The sequence below is a fragment of the Balneola sp. EhC07 genome (genome assembly GCF_001650905.1).
GTDB lineage: Bacteria > Bacteroidota > Rhodothermia > Balneolales > Balneolaceae > Balneola.
On sequence record NZ_LXYG01000019.1, the window covers coordinates 232,837 to 254,716 of the forward strand.

Here is a 21,880-nt window from a genome sequence, read left to right on the forward strand (position 1 = left end):
CCCGCTTCAGCGGTCTACAATTTTCTTCAATTCAGTGATCATCATCAAAGCTTCGATCGGTGTCATTCGGTTTGGATCGCTGGCTTCCAGTTTATTAAGTACCGTTTCCAATCTCGGGTCCACATGAGTGGCAAATAAATTCATTTGCTCGATCTCGTCCTGCTTTTCAATTTTGTCTGATAAATTCTTTGCAGCGTCTTTTTGTGCGGATGCCTTCCCTTCCAGAGAACCGTTTTTGTTGGTGATATCCAGACTGTGACTTTCCAGGTTCTTCAAAATATCTTTTGCCCGATCGATCACGATCTGTGGAAGTCCGGCCATATTAGCTACCTGAATTCCATAGCTGTGATCAGCGCCGCCACGCACCAATTTCCTCAAAAAGATCACTTTTCCGTCATGCTCTTTTACCTGAACATTGAAATTCTTGGTGCGATCATACATTTGTTCCAACTCGTTCAACTCATGATAATGCGTGGCGAATAATGTTTTTGCGGCAACAGGAGCATGATTATGTAAATATTCTGCCAATGACCATGCAATACTCAATCCATCAAATGTGCTGGTTCCGCGACCCACTTCATCCAGCAAAATGAGTGATCTTGGAGTGGCATTATTCAGGATGTTAGCCGCTTCATTCATCTCAACCAGAAATGTACTTTCACCGGCCGCCAAATTATCCGAAGCGCCGACTCTGGTGAAGATCTTATCAACCATCCCGATGGTAGCAGCCTCAGCCGGCACAAAACTTCCAACCTGAGCAAGCAAAACGATCAATCCTGTTTGACGAAGAATGATACTCTTACCCGCCATATTCGGTCCGGTAATGATCATGATCTGTTGATCTGAGTTATTCAGTTCGATGTCATTCGGAATAAAAGGTTCGCCCATCGGCAGGGTTTCTTCCACAACAGGATGTCGTCCTTTCCTGATGGATATCTCTTCAGAATCTCTTACTTCCGGTTTTGCATAATTATTTTTGAAAGCCACTTCAGCAAAACATTGGATACAATCCAACTCAGCTAATGCAAAAGCAATTTGCTGGATATCATCTGCAAACTCAGAAACGTATAATCTTACTTCTTCAAAAAGTTCGTACTCAAGTGTCTTACTACGCTCCTCAGCTGATAAGATCTTCTCTTCAATTTCCTTAAGCTCCGGAGTGATATATCGTTCAGCATTAACCAAAGTTTGTTTTCTGATGAAATGCTCCGGTACTTTGTCTTTATGGGCATTCGTTACTTCAATATAATAGCCGAACACTTTATTGTAACCGATCTTCAGCGATGCAATTCCTGAATCTTTAGCCAGCTTATCTTTGATCTGCGCTATGTATTTCTTTCCGTTCTTTGCGATATCACGCAGTTCATCTAATTCTTCGTTATAACCATCACGAATCATATTTCCATCCCGAATACTTGCCGGAGGTTCTTCAGCTAGTGTCTTAGTGATATGCTCCTGAAGATCGATCAACAATTTCAATCTTCCGGAAATGTCTTTCAACAAAGGATCATCAAAACTTGCAAACTGACTTTTGATAACCGGAATCTGAGCCAGTGAAAGTTTCAGTTGAACAATATCCCGGGCATTGGTTCTTCCAACACAAATTCTGGAAATCAATCGCTCAAGATCTCCAACTTGTTCCAGTTCTTCCCGAAGTTGAGATCTCACATCATGTTTGGAATAAAAAATCTCAACAGAATCCAGACGCTGTTGAATGGGCTTTAATCTTTTAAGCGGACGCATGATCCATCTTCGAAGAAGTCGACCGCCCATGGCAGTACACGTCTTGTCCATGATCGAGATCAATGTCCCTTCTACATTTCCATCCTGAATACTAGCCGTAAGCTCTAAATTTCTTTTTGTAGCAGAATCAAGAGACATATACTCATTACTCTCATAAGCATATAATCTTCTCAAATGTCTCAAATACGCTTTTTGAGTTTCCTGCATATAATGCATTAGTGAACCTGCAGCAACATGTGCTGTTTTCAGTTCCTCAACGCCAAATCCCTTTAACGAGTGAACTTCAAAATGCTCTGTTAAGATCTTATACCCATAATCCCCTTCATATACCCAGTCTTCGATATAAGTGATATTGAACTTCAGGAATGCATCTTCCAGTTTGTTCTTCAATTTCGAAGAGACCAACACTTCTGAAGGCTGAATAGCTGCCAATAAACTATCCAGTTGCCTTTCACTTACTTCGCTTAATCCGAATTCTCCGGTTGAGATATCAGAAAATGCTACACCTACTCTGTCTTTTGTCCAGTGAAGTGATACGATATAATTATTTCGTTTGTGTTCCAGTAGTTTTTCTGAAAGTGTTACTCCCGGAGTCGTTATTTCAGTCACTTCACGAGTTACGATCTTTCGACCTGCTTTTTTGGCTTCATCAGGGCTTTCAGTCTGGTCACAAACAGCTACTTTATAGCCTTTCTTTACCAACTTTGGCAGATAACTGTCCAAAGAATGAAAAGGAAAACCCGCTAAGGGAGTTTGATCTCCTCCGTTGTTCCTTTTTGTAAGCGTGATTCCCAATTCTTTACTCACCAAAACTGCATCATCTGCAAAGGTTTCGTAAAAATCTCCCACTCTGAACAGTAAAATAGTACCCGGATGTTCATCCTTGATCTCAAAGTACTGCTTCATTAAAGGGGTTTGCTTCTTTGCTGCCATTGGTGTTTAAACTATTCCTGTGCTAACTTTTAATAAAAATTCGGGCTTGGAACATACCAATGAATTGAATTAAAAACTACGACACATTCTTGCTTTGAATTAGAAATGTAACACGTATATTTTAAGATTCGAAGGTATCCCTTTGATAACGAACTTGTTTAGCTTGCAAAATCTCAAAGACTTCTGGAATAGATTATTAAAGATAGTAGGTAAGAAAGATCTTTTCTTCAGCGCCTCAGCTATCACATTCAATCTCTTTATCTGCTCTATTCCGTTTGTTTTGATCATGATCTCCATTGTTGGATATGTGTTGAGTTATGATGAAGCTCTCGAGATGATCATTCAATATGGTAGTAATTTCCTTCCATCATTTTCTTTCCAAGCTGAAACTTCAGATGTAATTCAAGGCTCACAAACAATTGAAAATTTGCTAAACCCCTTAATTGGAGCAAGAGAAGTCTTCGGAGTTATAGGATTGATCATTCTGCTTTTCTTTACTCAAGGGTTGTTACATGCAATTAAGCATGTATTGTTTGATATTTTTGATATCGAAGAACGTAAACACCCTTTAATGCAAGTAGTTTATAATTTCTTCTGGTTCGGATTACTAGGTGCGTTGGTTTATGTACTAGCTTTAGTAATCAACCTTTCTTCTGCTATTGATTTGAATGACTTCTCAGTTCCGTATACTGATATTACTTTAGAATTCTCTTGGGTTTATGAACTACTAAACTTCTTGGTTCCTATTATTTTCACCTTCATTGTGATCTATATAGTATTTAGATACTTAAGCGAGAGACGCATCCAAAGAGACATTGCAGTAGTTGGTGCTTTTGCCTACACACTATTATTCGAAATTGCACGATTAATAATCAGTGGTTATTTGGAATATGCATTCAGTTCATACCGATATTTCTATCAAGGTTACGCTATTCTTATTGTTATAGGAATTTGGGTTTTCTACAGCGCTTTTTTATTTGTTCTTTCAGCTACCATAGCCAAAGCTTATTATGATACTTACAAGAGCCATAAACCAACCGTACTTGATAATCCATACGCTGATTTGGATTGATGTCAGCTGGTAAACTAGACCAAAGTTTTTATTCAGGAAATGATCCTGTACCAATAGCCAAGGTACTTTTGGGAAAAGTTCTCTGCACAAATTTTGACGGAGTTCTTACTTCAGGAATGATCGTTGAGACTGAGGCGTACAACGGACGAACGGATAAAGCCTGCCATTCGCATGTTCATGGAAAGACAGAAAGAACCAGCATCATGTTTGGTGAACCCGGTATCGCTTATGTTTATCTCTGCTACGGAATTCATCATCTTTTTAATGTGGTAACTAATGCTGAAGGAAATGCAGATGCCATTTTGATCCGTGGAATCGAACCATTAGATGGAGTTCACACTATTCTTGAACGACGAGGAAGATCTAAACTGGAACGCTCAGTTGGTGGCGGCCCCGGAATTGTATCTCAAGCATTGGGGATAACAACCCAAAACTACGGAGAAGATCTTCAAGACGATCTTATTTGGATTGAAGACAGAGGTATCACCATCAAACCTTCGCAAATTATTTCCAGCCCAAGAGTTGGAGTTGATTACGCCGGAGAAGATGCAAAACTACCTTGGCGATTCAGAATTAAGGGAAACAAATTTACCAGTCCTGCAAAGTAATGCTAATCTCTATCAGCTGTATAGCTACAACGAATTAACGTTTAGTGAAAAATTAGTTTAACATTGAATGAATTATTCGAAACCCTTTTTGGTTTTAATACTGAAACTATTATCAATTTAAATAACAGAACAATGAACAAGGCAATTAAACTTTTATCTTTAGTACTTTTTGGAATAATGTCTACTGCAGCAGTTAATTATATAGCTACTGAGTGGTCAATCGACAAATCTCATAGTAATATTGACTTTGAAGTACGTCACTTCTTTACACCGGTTAACGGAACTTTTCATGACTACAATGCAACCGTAAACTTTGATCCTGCTAATCTTGAAGAAAGCATGATCGATGTAGAAATTATGGTAAACAGTATTGATACAAGAAATGAAAGAAGAAATGGTCACTTGAAAACAGCCGACTTCTTTAATGCAGAAAAATACCCGAAAATCACTTTCAAAAGCTCCAAAATTGAATCTAAAGGAGATAATAAATTTGTAGCTCATGGTGATCTAACTATTAAAGATGTCACTAAAAAAATCGAAATGCCTTTCACTTTATTGGGCGTTATGGATCATCCAAGAGGTGGAAAAGTAGCCGGAATCACATCTGAATTTGTGATCGACCGTAATGTTTATGGTGTTGGAACCGGAGACTGGGTTTCAGACGCAGTTGTTGGAAAGGAAGTAACAGCTACATTAAATCTTGAGCTGAACAGCAAGTAATCAATTTTTTTTTAAAAGAATTGAAAGCATCGTTTCATTGAGACGATGCTTTTTTTTATTTTAGGCAAACACCTAAAAAAAATTATATGAATAAGCGATTACTTTTAATAACCGGACTTTTACTTTTAGCTGCAATTTCAAGGATGATTCCCCACCCGTATAATTTTGCACCTATAGGGGCAATGTCGTTATTCGGAGCAGCTTATTTTTCTAACAAAAGATTAGCCTTCATACTTCCTTTACTAGCATTTTTTGTAAGCGATCTGTTAGTGAATAACATACTCTATGCTGACTATTACTCTGGTTTTGTATTCATCTCCCCCGGCTTTTACTGGACTTACGGTGCTATGATAGCAATTGTAGTTGCAGGTATTTTTATTCTCAAAAAAGTGAACTTCAAAAGAGTTATAGGTGGTGCTTTCTCCGCTTCTGTGCTGTTCTTTATAATCTCAAATTTCGGAGTATGGATCAGTACTCCGACTTATGATCTCACTCTCTCAGGCTTTGTCGCATGTTATGTAGCTGCAATTCCTTTCTTTCATATGACTGTTTTAGGAGATCTATTTTACTGTGGAGTTCTTTTTGGCCTCTTTGAGTTTGCTAAATATAAAGTCCCGGAATTAAAAGCAGCATAGTTTCTTAAAGTCAAAAAGAGTGTTATACTCTGTGAGTTAACTATAAGATCAGCATAACCTCTTTTAGATGTTTGAATTGTTTCCGGATCAACCGGTTTATGACTATCCTACATTACTGAATGTAACATATTCTTTGATTTGGGCATTTGTGCTTTCATCAATCATTGCTATTACTCACAAAGTAACTTTTACAGGACATCAGTATCCTAAAAACTTTTTTCAGGCGTTGGCATTGGGCTCAATTGTTTCTGCAATGGTAATGATGGCCATTGGCGATAGCTTAGCCCGTGGTCTTGGAGCATTTGGTGCACTGGCTATTATTCGTTTCAGAACCAGAATACAGGACGCCAGAAATATTCTTTTTATATTTGCAGCTTTAAGTGTGGGTTTGGCAATTGGTATTTTTGGTTATACAATTGCTTTTGCAGGTACCATTATCTACTGTACGATGGCGTTAATTCTACATTTTACCCCTTTCAGCACAAAAACCGGAATGCGTGGACGTTTGCTTTTCAGGCTCAGTGATTCTGACCCTACAAAATTAGCGAAAGTTACCGGCGTAATCGGAAAGTACTGTGCAGACTTTCATGATGTTGAAGTTACTTCCAGAAATTCCGGACGGTTTGATTATGAATATGAAATCGAAATGAATCTGGACGCTGACAATACAGCTTTTTTGACAGAGCTCCAGCAAGTTGAATCTATTACAAGAGTTCGTGTTACCTTCAAAAATATTCAGGAAACTAATTAGGGGTAATTATGTCTAGAGTAAATTCCTTTTATGTTTTCATCTTCCTTGCCTTTGTAACGCTGATGACCGTTAATTCCTTTTACTTCAAAGGAAGCAGTTCTTTTCTTGGAGTCACCTATGCCAAAGCATATAAGATCAATGCAGAGAAATCGGGCATCATAAATAACCTCTTAGTAGTCCCTGGGCAGGAAGTCCAAAAAGGTGACAAACTCATTGAAGTGGAAAGCCCGCAATTAAATCTGGATATCCAGAAACTCAGAAAAGAAATTGAGCTCTTCAAATCAGAAAAAAGAGAAAAAAAAGCATTACTTGATTCAAAAATAAAGCTTTTAGAGTCTGAAAAATCTATCCTCAAAGGCGAGATTGAAAATGACATAAAGCTTATTCAAAATGAAATAGATCTTAACAACAAGCTTACTCAAACCATCTCTAAAGATATCCCCACGGATTCTTTAACCGCTCTTAAACTTCAGATCAAGTCTATCCGGGAAAAGGGAAACCTGGAACTTCAGGGGTTAGATATTCGAATTCTGGATCTCAAACAGGAAGACGAATTCGATCAGTCTCAAATTCAGTCTAAAATTGAACTGGCAAATGAGGAACTGGAGTGGAAACTTCGTGAAGAAAGAAGACTAAATAAGTTCGCTACTTTTTCCGGTGTTATTGAAAATGTATACGTAAAAGAAGGGGAAGAAGTAGAGGCTTTTACATCGCTGGTTTCCATAAACCCTAAACATCCAACATCTGTTGTTGGTTACTTAGTTGGTAAAAAGGAAAGAGACAGAGAACTGGGTGAAATTGTTACTGTGAAATCTCTGGAACAGCCCCAACTGGAAATTCAGGGTAAGATCATTGGGTTTGGCGCGGTCGTGGAACTTCCACAAATTATGGAAAAGGATAATTCTCTTACTACTTTCGGTCTGGAGATCTTCATTGAAATTCCTGAGGATAATCCACTCGTTGTGGGTGAGCAGATCATCGTTAAGTAATGGCAAAACGTATTACATTTTTCATTCTAACCTTCCTTTTTTCAGGATGGAATACAGTTTTTGCGCAAACTACAGTCTCCGATTTTTTATTAACAGCTTTTGAGGATATTAATATTAAGGGATACGACGCCTCTATTGATTTTATTTCTCCACGGAATTACCGTCTGCCCGTTGTCGAAGATCTGGAATTTCGATACAGCAACGACGAATTTACATTAGAAGATCAGCAGTATGCCCTGAGGTTCAGGCCAGGAAATCCGTGGAAAATACGTCGCAATAATGCTCTTTTTAATGCTACAAAAAAGGAATTATCCATCCGTAAGCAGATCCAGTATCAGGAAAACCTGGAAATGAGATATGAACTTGCCGCTGAATATCTCCTTGATATTCGATTGAGGAAAATTGAAGAACAGAAGTATGCTTTAATTCAAAAAAGGGTAGACATTCTTAGCACAAATATGGAGAGTTCTCTTTTTAATGCTAAGGATTTTGTTGAGGCTAAAATGGATCAAGTGGATGCTATTACAAATCAGGATGATCTCAATGTTTCTCTTTCACAAACAAAAAAAGAAATTACTTCTTTACTTCAACAAGCGGATATTGAGTGGAATAATGAACTGTTGATTTCTGTAACTGCAATTGAAAACGTTTCTGACGAAGTTGCTTTAAATTCTTTCTCTTCTTTAGAACTGGATCTTATTTCTCAGCGAATTGAAGTAGCAAAAAGAGAGGTGAAATTAGAGAAAGCCGATTTTAACGTTGGCTATTTCCAAACCGAGTACTATCCCGAAAAAAACCGGGACTCTGATTTCGGTATCGCATTTGGAATAAGTATTCCGATCTTCAAATCTAACAAAAATCAGATAGCCGAGCGTAAACTGGACGAGATTGAACTTAAAGGTGAACTCGCCGCTGAACAATTTCAGGATTCAGTAAAAAGAATTACTGAATATGAATATCTGAAAAGTCTGATAAGTCAACATGAAATTCTTACAGACCGAATAAACACGTTAGATCTGGTTAGCCTTAAAAAAAATCTTAGTCAAATCGAGGACAATAATCCTCTTACTATTCTTGAACTCGAAGAAGGAATACTAAAACTAAAAGAATTAGAGCTTAAGTCATACAGGCGTGTGGTGGAACAATATATTGAGTTTTTGAACACGTTTAATGTACTTACGCAGCTTCCGCTTACAAATTATCTCTCCGAAAGTCTGGAAACATTCGAATGAAAAATATACTTATTACAGGTGCTACTTCCGGAATTGGCCGTGAACTCGCACTTCAACTCGCAGAAGCAGGTAACAAAGTTGGTTTGATGGGGCGTAGAACTGAGAAACTTGAATCAATCCAAAAAGAAATTGGTGAAAATGCTTTCATACGCACATTAGATGTCACCGATCTTGATGAAGCTGAAAATGTATATCGGGATCTTATTAATGAAATGGGCGGAATGGATATGATGATCCTGAATGCCGGAGTAGGGGTAGATAAAATTATGTCTCCATGGAAAGCAGACAAGCTTACTATTGAAGTTAATGTACTTGCTTTCTCACACGGACTTCATTTTGCGTTTGATTTCTTTCGAAGACAAGGACATGGACATATTGTTGGAATGTCATCGATTGCATCGCACTTGGCTTCATATAAAGCGGCTGTCTATACAGCTTCAAAACATTTTGTATCTAATTATATGACCGGATTTCGCCAAAAAGCGAAACGTATACCGGCTGACATTACAGTAACTGATATAAAACCCGGATTTGTAAAATCTGAAATGACCGAAAATGTACCCCGTATGTTTTGGGTTGCTGATACGGATAAAGCCGTTAGACAGATGATCAATGGTCTAGATAAAAAAAGAAACATTGTTTACATCACGAAAAGATGGGTACTTGTTGCATGGCTAGCGCGACTTACCCCTCAATTTGTTTGGGATCGCATCTAAAGTTTTACTTATCAAAATGGAATTTTTGTTTAGATTCTGAGAAACTAACGATATTTCACTATGCGTATTCTACTTTTTGTTCTTGTTACCCTATTAATCAGTTGTTCTTCAAAAGAATCTAAAGACCTGATCCCTGAAAAAAGCGGCCCCTCTTCCATGTCTTTGGGATATCTGGAAGCTCCGGCAGGATTTGAGGTCTCCGTATTTGCTGAAGGTGTTACTAATGCCCGACAAATGGTCATGAGTGATTCGGGTATTCTTTATGTAGGATCGCGTCGTGAGGGAAAAGTATACGCTGTTGTAGATAACAACAATGACTTCCTGGCCGATTCTGTTTACACGATCATTGAGGGATTAAGATTACCAAATGGAGTGGCATATAAAGATGGCTCTCTTTTTGTAGCTGAAGTCAGTAAGATCTGGCGTTTCGACGATATCGATCAAAATTATGCTGATTCTCCTGAACCGGTTTTAGTTACAGATGAACTGCCAACTGAAGGACATCACGGCTGGAAATACATCGCTTTTGGTCCTGATGATAAGCTTTATGTTCCGATTGGTGCACCTTGTAATATTTGTAATCATGAAGAAGATAATCCGCTATTTGCCACTCTTACCAAAATGAATGCAGATGGTTCTGAACATGAAATTGTTGCCAAGGGAATTCGAAATACAGTCGGGTTTACATGGCATCCTGAAACAGGAAATATCTGGTTTACAGATAACGGTAGAGACTGGCTTGGTGATGATATCCCTCCTTGTGAGTTAAATGAAATTACAGGAGAGAATCAGCATTTTGGTTATCCCTATTTACACGGCAATGATGTATGGGACCCAAAATTTGGAGAAGATGGAAAACCTATGGCCTACCGTTTTAAAAAACCGGTTCAGGAACTAGGTGCACATGTTGCTCCACTTGGTGTGATTTTTTACACCGGAAATATGTTTCCAACTAGCTATAAAAACAGAGCTCTGATCGCAGAACATGGTAGTTGGAACCGCAGTTCAAAAGTCGGATATCAAATTTCTCAGGTTATTTTTGATGATGAAGGCAATCCAACAGAGTATAAACCTTTCATTACAGGCTGGTTAGCCGGAGAGGAAGATATAAAAGGTCGTCCGGTTTCCATCCTTCAGTTAGACGATGGTTCTTTACTCATCTCTGATGATGATTCCGGCAAAATATACAGAGTCACTTATTCCATTTAGATTCTTTTTGAGAATATATCACAAAGAACGTTTTTAGTGCTTATCTTTGTTGCTTAACAAAAGAACATTGAATATCTAAAATCTCTTCATGAAGAACGTTGTACTTATTCCGGGTGACGGAATTGGCATTGAAATCACAGCTGCTGTAAAAACAATTTTAGAAACTGCAGGCGCCCCAATTAATTGGATCGAATGTGAAGCAGGGTTAGGAGCATATCGAAAACTAGGTAATCCTTTACCTGATGAAACCGTTGCTGCGATTGAGGAACACAGAATTGCACTAAAAGGACCTCTTACAACTCCTGTTGGTACCGGGTTTAGATCTATTAATGTAGCATTAAGACAAAAGTTCAACCTCTTCAGTAATATTCGTCCTGCTATCACTCTCCCAAATGTTGATACTCCATTCAAATCCGTAGATATGGTGATATTCCGGGAAAACACTCAGGGATTGTATATCGGCAAAGAGCATTGGATCGATGAAAACAAACACGCTGAAAGTATAGCTGTAGTAACAGAAGAAGCCAGTAGAAAAATTATTACCGCCGCTTTTGAATACGCACGTACTAAAGAAATGGAAAAGGTTACTCTTGTCCACAAAGCAAATATTTTGAAACTGACTACCGGTTTATTTTTAGAAGTAGGACGTTCAGTAGCAAAGGATTTTCCTGATATCGAATTTCAAGATTTGATCGTTGACAATATGGCCATGCAAATGGTTATGCGTCCTGAACAGTTTGACGTTGTTGTAACCACAAACCTATTCGGGGATATTTTATCCGATCTAGCTTCAGGATTAGTTGGAGGGCTTGGAGTAACAGGGTCTGCAAATATCGGAGACGATGCTGCCATGTTTGAAGCTGTTCACGGATCTGCTCCTGACATTGCCGGTCAAAATAAAGCTAACCCGATTGCTTTACTTTTCTCATCGTTAATGATGTTGGAACATCTTGATGAAAAGCCAATTGCTGAAAATATCCGAAAAGCCATTTACAAAACCTTAGTAGAGAAAAAAGCAAAGTGTACTATGGATATTGGAGGTAAAGGAACTACGGATTCATTTACTGAAGCCGTTTGCAGCAACCTTTGAGATTTTAAATAAATCTAGATCAGAAAAAAGGCAGAAGTTATTCTGCCTTTTTTATTTAAAATACTCTGAAAAGAATTCCGCTAACAAGTGACATCACAATCCCGAAGACGAGCGCCCACCAAAAATTCTTGATCTTAAACCCTTCAACTAATGCATCAACTAACATTATCATTAATGTGTTAATGACTAAAGCGAACAAACCAAGGGTTAAAATAGAAACGGGTAATGCGATGAATTGTAATATTGGTGTAAGAAATGTATTTACAATTGCCAGCAAAGCAGCTACAACAATTGCACTCCAAAAGTTTTTTATTTCAACACCGGGTAGTATTTTTGCGGTTGCGAATACTGCAACACTATTTAAAAGCCAAGCCCAAATCATAATGGTATAGTTTGGTTAAAATTCAATTTTGCTTACGCGAGCTCACTTATTTTGTTTAGATATTCATGAAAAAAATTATTTCCGGCTTTGACGAACTAACTAATGTTCAATTATATGACTTGCTTAAATTACGTCAAGATGTATTTATAATAGAGCAAAATTGTATTTATCCTGATCTTGACGGGTATGATAAAAAAGCTCTTCATCTTCTTATTTATGAACATGATAATCTCGTCGCTTATTCAAGAATTTTTGCCCCTGATGTTAAATACAAAGCGGAAACTTCTATAGGAAGAATTATAGTGTCGCAAGAGAAGAGAGGAGGAAATTTAGGAAAAACACTAATTGAGAAAAGTATCAACTACTGTATTACAAATTATCCAAATAGTGATATCAGAATAGAGGCTCAGGCGAAGCTCAAAAACTATTACTCACAACTTGGATTTATTGGAGATAGTGATATTTATTTAGTTGACGGGATCGACCATTTACAAATGGTCTACAAAGCTAAGAACTAAGTTCTTTTATCTTAATTTCAAAACTAGTTAGTGCTTCGTTGAAATTTCGTTTAATTGATTCAACGAGTTCAGGCATACGTTCAATTTGTTCTCTGTTTCTGGCTTTTGTTTCCAGATCTGCAACAAGCATGTGAGTATCATCCATGCCTACGTATTGAAAGGTGGGTTTTAGTTTATGGGCTTCAGCTCTTACAGCATCCCAATCTCCATCCTTTACATTTTTTTCTAAGTTGGATAATTGATCGGGGGTATCCTTTACGAAAAGCCTAAGCATCTCTACAATCATCTCCGAGCTCCCTCCTGTAACCTCTTCTAAATATGACAAATCCAATTCGCTATTCATCACAAAGAATTCAGATTTAAATAGAGTTTAATAAGTCTTTTCAATTTTCTCAATTAAGCTGTAAAAATTACAATTCCGACTAACACCAAAACTGTAATTTTGAAAATCAGAGCTTTCCAGTTTTTCATTTTCTTTATTTACTAACCATGAACATTCCAAGAATTGAAAAAAACAAATTCCTGAGTTAAAAACAAGTTATCCACATTTTTTATTTTAATAAAAAACAACAGTTGGATAATCACTCCACAGTTACACTTTTCGCCAGATTTCTTGGCTGATCAACATCACAACCTCTGTTTACAGCTATATTATATGATAAAATCTGTAATGGGATTACTGTTAACAAAGGTGATAATTCATCTTCTGTTTCCGGAACGGAAAAACTAAATTCAGATAAGTTTTCCACTTCCTCGTTACCTTCTGTAACAATTGATATAATTCTTCCTTTTCTGGCTTTTACTTCCTCAATATTGCTCACCATTTTATCATTGGTATGATTAGTACCTGCTATTACAACAACCGGCATCATTTCATCGATTAAAGCAATTGGTCCGTGTTTCATTTCTGCTGCAGGATATCCTTCGGCATGGATATAAGATATTTCTTTGAGCTTGAGTGCTCCCTCAAGAGCTACCGGAAAACCGAAAGACCTCCCGAGGTATAAGAAATTAGGAGCATAAGAAAACAAGTTGGAAACCTCATCCAGGTCACTACTTTTATCTAAAATCTTTTGAACCTTGCCGGGTATTTCGCTTAACTCTTTAATTAATTTACTCGCCTTTTCTTTGGATATGGTTCCCTTTTCCTGAGCCAACTTTATTGCCATCAATGTGAGTACTGTAACCTGCCCCGTAAAGGCTTTTGTAGAAGCCACTCCAATTTCGGGCCCGGCATGGATATATACACCCGCATCTGTTTCTCTGGCTATCGAAGAACCCACAACATTAACAACTCCAATTACGAGAGCTCCATTTTCTTTTGCCTGTCTAAGAGCGGCTAAGGTATCTGCGGTCTCTCCACTTTGTGATATTACAATCATCACATCCCCTTCACCAATTAGTGACTCTTTATACCGGAGCTCAGATGCGTATTCAACCTCCACAGATACCTTAGCTAAAGATTCAAATAGATATTCACCCACAATTCCTGAATGCCAACTTGTTCCACAAGCTGCAATTACCAAACGTTTAGCATCTGCAATCTTACCCAGAACATCTTTAATACCGCCAAGTGTAATAGTTCCGCTTTCAACATCCAGACGGCCTCTCAAACAATCTGAAATAGCTTTGGGTTGTTCAAAGATTTCTTTATGCATAAAAAATTCATATCCGCCTTTTTCAATTTCTTCTAAACTAAGCGCTAGTTCATGAACTTCTTTAGTTAAAGAGTCGTCATTTAAGTTATGAACCTGATATTCATCTTTCTTGATAACCGCAATTTCACCATCATCGAGGTAAACAACCTGATCGGTATATTCAGCAACAGCCGAAGCATCAGACGCAATTAACATTTCGCCTTTACCTATACCTAATAATAATGGAGAACCTTTTCTGGCTACTATTAACTGATCAGGATAATCAGCATGTATAATTGCAACGCCATACGTGCCCTCAACCTGAGCAAGCGCAATTTGTACTGCTCTTTTGAAGTCGTCTGTGTTTTTGGAGTAGACATCTTCGATCAGCTTCGCTAAAACCTCAGTATCTGTTTGAGAGTAGAACACATGTCCTTTTGACTCTAAAACTTTCTTAAGTGAATTATAATTTTCAATTATTCCATTATGGACAAGTGCTAATTTCTCAGAACTACTTGTATGTGGATGCGAATTTATATCGTTTGGTTCTCCATGTGTTGCCCACCGGGTATGACCAATTCCAATTTTAGCTTCATCACTGCTATCAATCAGAGATTGAAGTTTCGCAACTTTTCCTTTTCCTTTTTTTATTTCAAGAGAGCCATTGTAAAGAGCTATACCTGCAGAATCATACCCCCTATATTCCAACCTTTTAAGCCCATTTATAATAACTTCATGAGCTTTTCTATCTCCGATATACCCAACAATTCCACACATAGTAATTTTCTTATTTAGTTCTTTAAAGCTATACTTTAAATATAGATATTAACTATTACATTATTTCATATAAGTCTCTAATTTTTTTTGATGCAAATCTGTTTTTTTGAAGATACCAAATGTAAGAACTTCAAGCCTCTTACCCTTACAAGACCCACTTGGGACTTAAGAATCGGCATTTTAACTATTTATCAGAAATGGGAAAAAATGCTCCAGCCGGATCTGATAGTGTGGGATACAGAAGAACATTTGAAGCAAGTCTTTAAATCTCCCGATGCAAATCCATCTGAACCAAGTTGGTACATAAATTCGAGGGTTCTTCCTTCTAAAGAATTGATCCAAGATATTACTAAGCTAAATCCGGGTGATGCCTTGTTCTATGAAAATGAACTGGTTGCATTATGCTCTGAGGATACTTTAGATATTAGTCTACTTGACAGCTTAAACCCTTCAAAAAAAATCCAGCTTGATAAAAACCCTTCTTGTATCGAATATGTATGGGATCTTTTAAGTTTAAATGCCTCTCAAATTAAAGTAGATATAGAACTTCTGAAAGATAAACCAATACATAAAGAAGCCGACGAAACTGTTATTATAAAACATCCTGAAAATATCTACATCCATAGTTCAGCTAAAATTGAACCCGGTGTTATTCTGATAGCAGAGAATGGACCTATTTATATTGGTGAGGGTGCTGTGATTGAAGCCGGAGCAGTTTTAAAGGGACCGGTTGCTGTGTGTAAGAATGCGACTGTTAAATTGTGTGGCAGGATTTATGATGGATCAACAATTGGCCCCAGCTGTAAAATTGGAGGCGAAGTTGCCAATTCAATTTTTCATTCTTTTTCTAATAAAGCCCACGATGGATATGTTGGAAAATCTATTTTTGGACAGTGGTGCAACTTGGGAGCAGATACGAACACTTCTAATCTAAAAAATAATTATGGCATGGTAACCATTAAAGATTGGGAGACAAAACGCTCATACGATACAGGAATTCAATTCTTTGGCACCGTGATGGGTGATCATTCCAAAACCTCAATTAATACAATGTTGAATACTGGGACAACTTGCGGAGTTTCTGCTAATATTTTCCAGTCAGGATTTCCCCCGAGATATATTCAATCTTTCACATGGATAGATGGGCAAAGAAATCCAAGATTCAGATTCGACAAGGCATTAGAAGCTATGAAAGCCATGATGGCCAGAAGAGATAAAGAAGTCACTCCTGAATATGCTAAAATGGTTGAATATCTTTTTGAGATTAGAGAAAACTGATATCGATCAAAGCCTGCTGCTGGCTCCTTTTACATCTCGGTATTCAAATTCAATTTTAATGGAATCTTTGTCTTCCTCTATTTCGATGGATGCCCCAAGTTGTTTTGCCAGCACTTTAAATATTTCAGAGAAATTATACTCATTTTCTTCCAGAAGACGTCCAACAACTCGTGCTAATTCTTTGTCGAATAAATAAATACAAATATTGGCCTCGTCTTGAAAAATACCCACATTTAACTCTTTTGAAGGAGTAAATTTATTCTCACCCTCAAATCTGAATACTTCGAAAATCATCTCACTTAATAATAATGAGAGAGGCACCGCTTGGTTAATATTGAACTTGATCTTTTTGTCATAGGTTGAAACATTTACTTTAAAATCCTGAATCCTCTCCTGCATAAAACTTTCACTTAAAACTTTATCAACCGTTTTATTTACAGCGATATTTTTAAATGTACCAAGTTCGTATACAATTTCATGAATAATAGCTATCGATTTAACTCTTAGAATATTTGCAGATATAATTTCATCCTGATCTTTAATTCCCAACCCCATTTGATCCAGTTGAAGAAAACTGGAAACCAATGCAAGATTGTTTTTCACTCTGTGGTGCACCTCTCCAACAAGCAGTTCTTTTTCAGCTAATAGTTTATTTAATTTATTATTCGTCTTCTTAAGTTTTTGTTCTGATTTAAACTCACTAAATGCATTACTGATCAATCCTGAGATAGATTTTATCAGTTTATCCTCAGATTCTGTCCAGGCTCTTTTCTTTCTGACCTCATCAAAGCCAATAAATCCGTAAAACTTTTCCCCAATACTGATCGGGTATACTATTAATGATTTAATATTCTGAGGCTCTAAAACTTCAATCATATCAGGTGGCAGGTCATGAATGTCCTCTGCAACCATAATTCCATCATTCAACAGCATGGGCTTTAAAGAAGGCATCTCTTCTTTGTAGTTAAGACTCTGAAGTTCTTCGATTTGAGGTGTTACCCCCGGCGCACACCATTCATATGTATTTCTTGTTTTCTTTCCGGATTTAAAATCTTCAAAAATATATACTCTGGACACATCAACAGTTTCTCCCAAATATCGGATTACTTTATTCATTTTGTTCTTAAATGAATCAAGGGAGTTTAGGCTGAAAGAGATCTCAGCTAATGCCTCTTGGAATTTCAAATTATTGTTAAGACTTTCTTTATCCTTTTGTTCGTTCAGAATTCTCTTAACCGAAAAAGGTAATCGCTTATAGTTGTCTTTGGTGAGCACATCATTTGCGCGATTTTCCAATAAAGTTATTTCCTGCTCTCTGGTAACATCTCCGGATAAAATGATAACCGGTATCCCGGGGATTACTTTCTTGGCGTAGCTCAAAATATCTTTACCTGAAAAGCTTTTGAGATCAAAATCTGAGATAATAATATCCGGATTCCAGTCAGCTAATACTTTTTCGAATTCAGGTTGTGTGGTCACTAATTTAGTTTTAAAATCCTCATCCATTAGTTTTAGCTCTCTGAGAATTAACTCATGATCTAATGGTGAATCTTCTACTATTAGTAACTTAATTGACATATTTTAAATATTAGTGACCAAATCTATGGCAACTCATTTAGTATTACCCAATAAAAGCCAATTTCTTTTACGGCTTCCATAAATGAATTGAACTCAACAGGTTTAACAATGAAACTATTTACACCAAGTTTATAGCCTTCTACAACATCCCGCTCTTCTTTTGATGAGGTAAGCATTACGATGGGTATATTCTCTGTATCTTTGTTTGATCTGACCGCTTTCAACACTTCCAGCCCGTCTACTTTGGGCATTTTCAGATCAAGCAGAATTACTCTTGGTTGGTTGTGAACACTTCTTCCTTCAAAATCTCCGGTGCCGAACAAAAATTCAAGAGCCTCTTCCCCATCTTTTAAGCGTGTTATTTTATTACTTATCTTATTTTTCTTGAGGGATCGCAGCGCCATTTCTGCGTCATGATCATTATCCTCAACCAATAAAATTTCAACTGTTTTATTTACATCCATTCTTCTCTATCTGTTTGATATATGTTAACTGTTTGGCATTGAAAAGAAAAATGTTGAACCTTTTCCTTCTGCACTTTCTGCCCAAATTTCTCCTCCATGCTTATTGATAATACGTTTTACAATTGCCAAGCCAACTCCGGTTCCATCAAATTCATTTTTTGAATGGAGCCTATTAAACACTCCAAATAACTTGTCATGATATTCCATCTTAAAGCCCGTTCCATTGTCTTTTACAAAATAAGTAATCCCTTTTTCTTCACTTTGATCGAATCCGATATTTATAACTATTTTATCCTTTTTTGATGAATACTTAAATGCGTTTGATACAAGGTTTACTACTACTTGTTTTATTAACGCTATATCCCCCAGAGCATTAGGCAAGCTGTCGATTTTCAGATCTATTTGTTTGTCTGAATATGCACCTGATTCTACTTCACAAACGCTCTCAAAAAGTTTATTCATATCTATCTCTGACTTCTGAATTTTCTTCTTCCCTAATCTGGAAAACTCAAGTATGTCATCAATCAACTGCCCCATGGTTACTGCACTTTCCTTAACCACGCCCATCAATCTTTTTCCTTCGCTATCCAGTTGATCTGCATAATCTTCCATGAGAATATCAGAAAACCCATTTATTGATCTGAGCGGAGCTCTGAGATCATGTGAAATTGAATAACTGAAAGATTCCAACTCCTCATTCACAGAAGCTAGTTCCTTTGTTCTATTGGCAACCTCTTTTTCCAGTTTCTCTGTGTAATAAACCTCAGAAGTTATATCTGCTGTATACATGATCATCCCTCCTATCTCCCCTGGCTCATTATACCATGGAATAAGTTTCCAACTGATCCACTGAACAGTACCATCTTTTCTAACTATTTTATCTTTAGGATTTGATAGCTCCTCCCCATTTAAAACTCTTTGATGTTGTTCTAACCATTCAGGCATTTCGTTGATCTCCGGAAAAATATCATAATGTGATATACCGACCAGATCTTTTTTATCAATATTATATTGCTTGAACCATTCGTTACTTGCTGTTATATACTTCATTTCCTTGTCTAGCATGGCCACTGCTGCCGGAGCTTGTTCAACAAAGCTACGGAGCTGAGACTCTTTCAGCTGGATATTTTCCAATAACCTCATTCTCTCTGTAATATCGAGATTAATACCTATCATTTGAGCAGGAGCTCCTTTCGAATCAAGTATTAAATCACCTCTTCCACTCAATATAATTTCTGTTCCATCTGGTTTATTAAATCGGAATACAACATCAAACCTTTCACCAGTTTCAAGAGTTTTTGATGTCGCTTCTATTACCATTTCCAAGTCTGAGGGATGGACCATCTGTGAAAACATTTCAAAGTTTGGTGTAACGCTTTCTTCTACACCAAATATCTCATAAGCCTTATCGTTCCATTCCAATTCATTGGTTTTTAAATTCCATATCCAAATAGCGATCTGGCCTGCTTCTACTGACAGTTGAAGTTTCTCATTGGTTTCATCCAATTCTATGGACTTTTTCTTTGTCTCATCAATATCCATGAATAAACCACGCAAACCGGTTAACTGGCCATCCTCAAAAACCGGATGTCCTATTGCTCTTACCCAAATCTCCCTGCCGGTTTTTGTTATCAGAATACACTCCTCATCCCAGGAACTTTTGTTCTCAATAGCATTATTGATTGCATTTTGAATTACAGGCCTAAAATCTTCCCTGTAAAAATTTATTCCTTCTTCTACCTTGATTGGCGTCCCTGGTTCAACCTCATGTATTCTATATACTTCATCCGACCAGAAAGCTGTCATTGTACCGAGATCAACTTCCCAGGAACCAATTTTAGCAGCGACTTGAGTTTCAGAAAGCAGTGCTATGCCTCTTTGAATTTCTTCATTACTAGATTCAAGATCGTGTTCAACTTTCTTTCTTTCATCAATATCAATTATAGATCCAACCATCCTCACCGGATTACCATCTGTATCAAAACTGGCTTGTCCTACGGTTTCAAACCATCGATATTCACCGGATTTGTTCTTCATTCTTATTTCCAGCTTATAAAGAGCTCCACTTTTCAAGTGTTGTTCAACGGCGCTCACAACCTCTTTTTTATCATCGCGATGCAACAAAATATTCAGAAATGTATTGTAGCTGGCTTCAATTTCACCGTCCTCATAACCAAGCAGTTCATAAAATCTGGGCGACCACCATTCACTGTTATCCTCTAAATACCAATCCCACAATCCCGCATTGATGGCTTTTAGAGACAAATCAAACCGTTGAACATATTCGAACAAATCACCCTTGGAGTCAGACAGTTCCTGAACTGATTTTTCAAGTTCTTCATTTTTATTTTGTATCCGAGCTAAGAAAATCCTGAAGATCAAATAAATTTCACCACCTATTAAAAACAACGAGAACAACCCCAATATTACTTCCAATCGTATGAGCGTACGAACCGACCCGTTAGAAATAGTTTCAAAAGTCTTCACTATTTCGTCCATCTTTGCAAGGAACTGTTCTTCATGATTTCGAATAACAGGAATAGCCTCAATTACTTCTTGTCTGCTGCTAAAGTCACTAAGCGAAGCTCTTATTGCTTCGTAATGAGGTTCCGTTTCAGAGAAAAGTGTTTGGATCAAATCGTTTTGATTGGCTTCAATACCTAGCACCTCGCTTCCATTCTTTAAACCATTATGAGTTACAGACCATATCTCTAGATCTCGTTTTAAGTCCTCTAAATCAATATCATTATTCTCAGCTAGGTAAACTGTCTTAGCGATTTTCTGACTCAGCATTCGTTGTCTGCCCGCTAAATTGATTACTGTAGCATCATCCCTTTTTTCATCTAAGATCTTCTGAATCAGTAATTGATTGGATACGATCAATACAATAAGTGTGGAAACAGCTATTATGCTGATGCTTTTGACTGAAAACCTATCTGTTATACTCAAAGTACTCTCCTGGTTGTTAAATAGGTATCATTCCAGTATCTCTCCTGAAGAGCTGATATCATCACACCTGAACTTGTTGATGCATGCATAAATTGTTGATCATTGATCATAACCCCGGCATGCATTGTTTTTCTGCCCGTTTTAAAAAACACTAAATCTCCTATTCGGATATTATTTTTCTTAACCGACTTCCCCACCTTCATCTGATCGACAGTTACACGCGGGAGCTTAACATCAAAATAATCAGCAAACACAATTTGAAGGAAGGCCGAACAATCCACTCCATCGTATCCATTTCCACCCAACAGGTACGGTACCCCTTTCCAATCTTTGAAAGCTTCATCTAACTTACTTCTGACCTTTTTCTCATCTTTCGACAACGCTGTAGATTCCATTGTGGCAACAGAAATAGTGGCTTCGGGTCTTACTGACTCTTCAGTTTTTTCTACCTCTACTTTATTAGCACGTTCCTCCCACGGAATCGCACCTCGTTTAACCATGCCGCATGCAGTAAAGAGTACCCACAATAGTAAAAGATGCTTAACTGACATTCGACGTCTTTAGATGAAAAAGCTGAATTTAAATCATTATCTTAAAGT

20 protein-coding genes are annotated in these 21,880 nt (G+C 37.3%); 12 read left to right on the plus strand and 8 right to left on the minus strand.

From position 1 onward, the window contains the following. Positions 1 to 6 precede the first annotated feature (6 nt). Positions 7 to 2,676: a DNA mismatch repair protein MutS gene (gene mutS / locus A8B79_RS14225; protein WP_066223944.1), complete on the minus strand. Its 2,670-nt coding sequence runs from the start codon at positions 2,674 to 2,676 to the stop codon at positions 7 to 9. A gap of 163 nt (positions 2,677 to 2,839) precedes the next feature. Between mutS and A8B79_RS14230 the strand changes: the two genes are divergently transcribed. The 10 genes from A8B79_RS14230 to A8B79_RS14275 all read left to right on the plus strand — a co-directional run bounded on the left by A8B79_RS14230 (position 2,840) and on the right by A8B79_RS14275 (position 11,698). Next, positions 2,840 to 3,748 carry a YihY/virulence factor BrkB family protein gene (locus tag A8B79_RS14230; RefSeq protein ID WP_066224107.1) on the plus strand — a complete coding sequence of 303 codons (909 nt, stop codon included), beginning with the start codon at positions 2,840 to 2,842 and terminating at the stop codon, positions 3,746 to 3,748. After that, positions 3,748 to 4,356 (plus strand): DNA-3-methyladenine glycosylase, encoded by a 609-nt coding sequence (locus tag A8B79_RS14235; RefSeq protein ID WP_066223946.1) that lies wholly within the window; start codon positions 3,748 to 3,750, stop codon positions 4,354 to 4,356. The genes A8B79_RS14230 and A8B79_RS14235 overlap by 1 nt, the downstream gene beginning before the upstream one ends. A gap of 132 nt (positions 4,357 to 4,488) precedes the next feature. Then, on the plus strand, positions 4,489 to 5,076 hold the full coding sequence (locus A8B79_RS14240) for a YceI family protein (protein WP_066224109.1): 588 nt from the start codon (positions 4,489 to 4,491) through the stop codon (positions 5,074 to 5,076). Between the two features lie 86 nt (positions 5,077 to 5,162). Further along, positions 5,163 to 5,711: a DUF6580 family putative transport protein gene (locus A8B79_RS14245; protein WP_066223947.1), complete on the plus strand. Its 549-nt coding sequence runs from the start codon at positions 5,163 to 5,165 to the stop codon at positions 5,709 to 5,711. Between the two features lie 67 nt (positions 5,712 to 5,778). Continuing rightward, entirely contained in the window at positions 5,779 to 6,462 is a 684-nt protein-coding gene (locus tag A8B79_RS14250) for a DUF4956 domain-containing protein (protein ID WP_066223949.1), read from the plus strand. Between the two features lie 8 nt (positions 6,463 to 6,470). Further along, the gene (locus A8B79_RS14255; RefSeq protein ID WP_066223950.1) at positions 6,471 to 7,451 is read left to right on the plus strand and encodes an HlyD family secretion protein; all 981 of its coding nucleotides are present in this window, start codon (positions 6,471 to 6,473) and stop codon (positions 7,449 to 7,451) included. Beyond that, positions 7,451 to 8,683, plus strand: coding sequence for a hypothetical protein (locus tag A8B79_RS14260; protein WP_066223952.1), 1,233 nt, complete (start codon positions 7,451 to 7,453; stop codon positions 8,681 to 8,683). The genes A8B79_RS14255 and A8B79_RS14260 overlap by 1 nt, the downstream gene beginning before the upstream one ends. After that, positions 8,680 to 9,399, plus strand: coding sequence for an SDR family NAD(P)-dependent oxidoreductase (locus A8B79_RS14265; RefSeq protein ID WP_066223955.1), 720 nt, complete (start codon positions 8,680 to 8,682; stop codon positions 9,397 to 9,399). Before A8B79_RS14260 ends, A8B79_RS14265 begins: the two co-directional genes overlap by 4 nt. A 60-nt stretch (positions 9,400 to 9,459) precedes the next feature. After that, positions 9,460 to 10,608, plus strand: a complete 1,149-nt coding sequence (locus tag A8B79_RS14270) for a PQQ-dependent sugar dehydrogenase (protein WP_066223957.1) — start codon at positions 9,460 to 9,462, stop codon at positions 10,606 to 10,608. Between the two features lie 88 nt (positions 10,609 to 10,696). Further along, positions 10,697 to 11,698: an isocitrate/isopropylmalate dehydrogenase family protein gene (locus A8B79_RS14275; protein WP_066223959.1), complete on the plus strand. Its 1,002-nt coding sequence runs from the start codon at positions 10,697 to 10,699 to the stop codon at positions 11,696 to 11,698. A gap of 55 nt (positions 11,699 to 11,753) precedes the next feature. On the opposite strand, the gene A8B79_RS14280 is transcribed toward A8B79_RS14275, so the two are convergent. Continuing rightward, positions 11,754 to 12,080, minus strand: a complete 327-nt coding sequence (locus A8B79_RS14280; RefSeq protein ID WP_066223961.1) for a phage holin family protein — start codon at positions 12,078 to 12,080, stop codon at positions 11,754 to 11,756. Positions 12,081 to 12,145: 65 nt separating this feature from the next. Between A8B79_RS14280 and A8B79_RS14285 the strand changes: the two genes are divergently transcribed. Beyond that, a complete protein-coding gene (locus tag A8B79_RS14285; protein WP_066223963.1) occupies positions 12,146 to 12,598 on the plus strand; it encodes a GNAT family N-acetyltransferase in 453 nt (150 codons plus the stop codon). On the opposite strand, the gene A8B79_RS14290 is transcribed toward A8B79_RS14285, so the two are convergent. Both A8B79_RS14290 and glmS read right to left on the minus strand, forming a co-directional pair. Beyond that, entirely contained in the window at positions 12,588 to 12,941 is a 354-nt protein-coding gene (locus A8B79_RS14290) for an Hpt domain-containing protein (RefSeq protein WP_066223965.1), read from the minus strand. The two genes, A8B79_RS14285 and A8B79_RS14290, sit on opposite strands and share 11 nt — an antisense overlap. Before the next feature lie 238 nt (positions 12,942 to 13,179). Next, positions 13,180 to 15,012, minus strand: coding sequence for a glutamine--fructose-6-phosphate transaminase (isomerizing) (gene glmS, locus A8B79_RS14295; protein WP_066223967.1), 1,833 nt, complete (start codon positions 15,010 to 15,012; stop codon positions 13,180 to 13,182). A 90-nt stretch (positions 15,013 to 15,102) separates the two neighbouring features. Here glmS and A8B79_RS14300 point away from each other — a divergent pair, with 90 nt between their 5' ends. Next, positions 15,103 to 16,290, plus strand: coding sequence for a putative sugar nucleotidyl transferase (locus A8B79_RS14300; protein ID WP_066223969.1), 1,188 nt, complete (start codon positions 15,103 to 15,105; stop codon positions 16,288 to 16,290). A gap of 6 nt (positions 16,291 to 16,296) precedes the next feature. Here A8B79_RS14300 and A8B79_RS14305 read toward each other — a convergent pair whose 3' ends face one another. Genes A8B79_RS14305 through A8B79_RS14320 form a run of 4 tightly spaced genes read right to left on the minus strand, consistent with a single transcriptional unit; the run spans position 16,297 to position 21,832 of the window. Then, on the minus strand, positions 16,297 to 17,868 hold the full coding sequence (locus A8B79_RS14305; RefSeq protein ID WP_066223971.1) for a histidine kinase dimerization/phosphoacceptor domain -containing protein: 1,572 nt from the start codon (positions 17,866 to 17,868) through the stop codon (positions 16,297 to 16,299). Positions 17,869 to 17,891: 23 nt separating this feature from the next. Next, on the minus strand, positions 17,892 to 18,332 hold the full coding sequence (locus A8B79_RS14310; protein WP_066223972.1) for a response regulator: 441 nt from the start codon (positions 18,330 to 18,332) through the stop codon (positions 17,892 to 17,894). A 24-nt stretch (positions 18,333 to 18,356) separates the two neighbouring features. Next, a complete protein-coding gene (locus tag A8B79_RS14315) occupies positions 18,357 to 21,281 on the minus strand; it encodes a PAS domain-containing protein (protein ID WP_066223975.1) in 2,925 nt (974 codons plus the stop codon). After that, positions 21,278 to 21,832, minus strand: coding sequence for an NlpC/P60 family protein (locus tag A8B79_RS14320; RefSeq protein WP_082894198.1), 555 nt, complete (start codon positions 21,830 to 21,832; stop codon positions 21,278 to 21,280). Before A8B79_RS14320 ends, A8B79_RS14315 begins: the two co-directional genes overlap by 4 nt. Positions 21,833 to 21,880 lie beyond the last annotated feature (48 nt).

Coding starts and splice junctions, on each gene's coding strand:
- mutS (WP_066223944.1), bottom strand. CDS start 2,676: ATGGCAGCAAAGAAGCAAACCCCTTTAATGAAGCAGTACTTTGAGATC.
- A8B79_RS14235 (WP_066223946.1), top strand. CDS start 3,748: ATGTCAGCTGGTAAACTAGACCAAAGTTTTTATTCAGGAAATGATCCT.
- A8B79_RS14240 (WP_066224109.1), top strand. CDS start 4,489: ATGAACAAGGCAATTAAACTTTTATCTTTAGTACTTTTTGGAATAATG.
- A8B79_RS14245 (WP_066223947.1), top strand. CDS start 5,163: ATGAATAAGCGATTACTTTTAATAACCGGACTTTTACTTTTAGCTGCA.
- A8B79_RS14250 (WP_066223949.1), top strand. CDS start 5,779: ATGTTTGAATTGTTTCCGGATCAACCGGTTTATGACTATCCTACATTA.
- A8B79_RS14255 (WP_066223950.1), top strand. CDS start 6,471: ATGTCTAGAGTAAATTCCTTTTATGTTTTCATCTTCCTTGCCTTTGTA.
- A8B79_RS14260 (WP_066223952.1), top strand. CDS start 7,451: ATGGCAAAACGTATTACATTTTTCATTCTAACCTTCCTTTTTTCAGGA.
- A8B79_RS14265 (WP_066223955.1), top strand. CDS start 8,680: ATGAAAAATATACTTATTACAGGTGCTACTTCCGGAATTGGCCGTGAA.
- A8B79_RS14270 (WP_066223957.1), top strand. CDS start 9,460: ATGCGTATTCTACTTTTTGTTCTTGTTACCCTATTAATCAGTTGTTCT.
- A8B79_RS14275 (WP_066223959.1), top strand. CDS start 10,697: ATGAAGAACGTTGTACTTATTCCGGGTGACGGAATTGGCATTGAAATC.
- A8B79_RS14280 (WP_066223961.1), bottom strand. CDS start 12,080: ATGATTTGGGCTTGGCTTTTAAATAGTGTTGCAGTATTCGCAACCGCA.
- A8B79_RS14285 (WP_066223963.1), top strand. CDS start 12,146: ATGAAAAAAATTATTTCCGGCTTTGACGAACTAACTAATGTTCAATTA.
- A8B79_RS14290 (WP_066223965.1), bottom strand. CDS start 12,941: ATGAATAGCGAATTGGATTTGTCATATTTAGAAGAGGTTACAGGAGGG.
- glmS (WP_066223967.1), bottom strand. CDS start 15,012: ATGTGTGGAATTGTTGGGTATATCGGAGATAGAAAAGCTCATGAAGTT.
- A8B79_RS14300 (WP_066223969.1), top strand. CDS start 15,103: ATGCAAATCTGTTTTTTTGAAGATACCAAATGTAAGAACTTCAAGCCT.
- A8B79_RS14305 (WP_066223971.1), bottom strand. CDS start 17,868: ATGTCAATTAAGTTACTAATAGTAGAAGATTCACCATTAGATCATGAG.
- A8B79_RS14310 (WP_066223972.1), bottom strand. CDS start 18,332: ATGGATGTAAATAAAACAGTTGAAATTTTATTGGTTGAGGATAATGAT.
- A8B79_RS14320 (WP_082894198.1), bottom strand. CDS start 21,832: ATGTCAGTTAAGCATCTTTTACTATTGTGGGTACTCTTTACTGCATGC.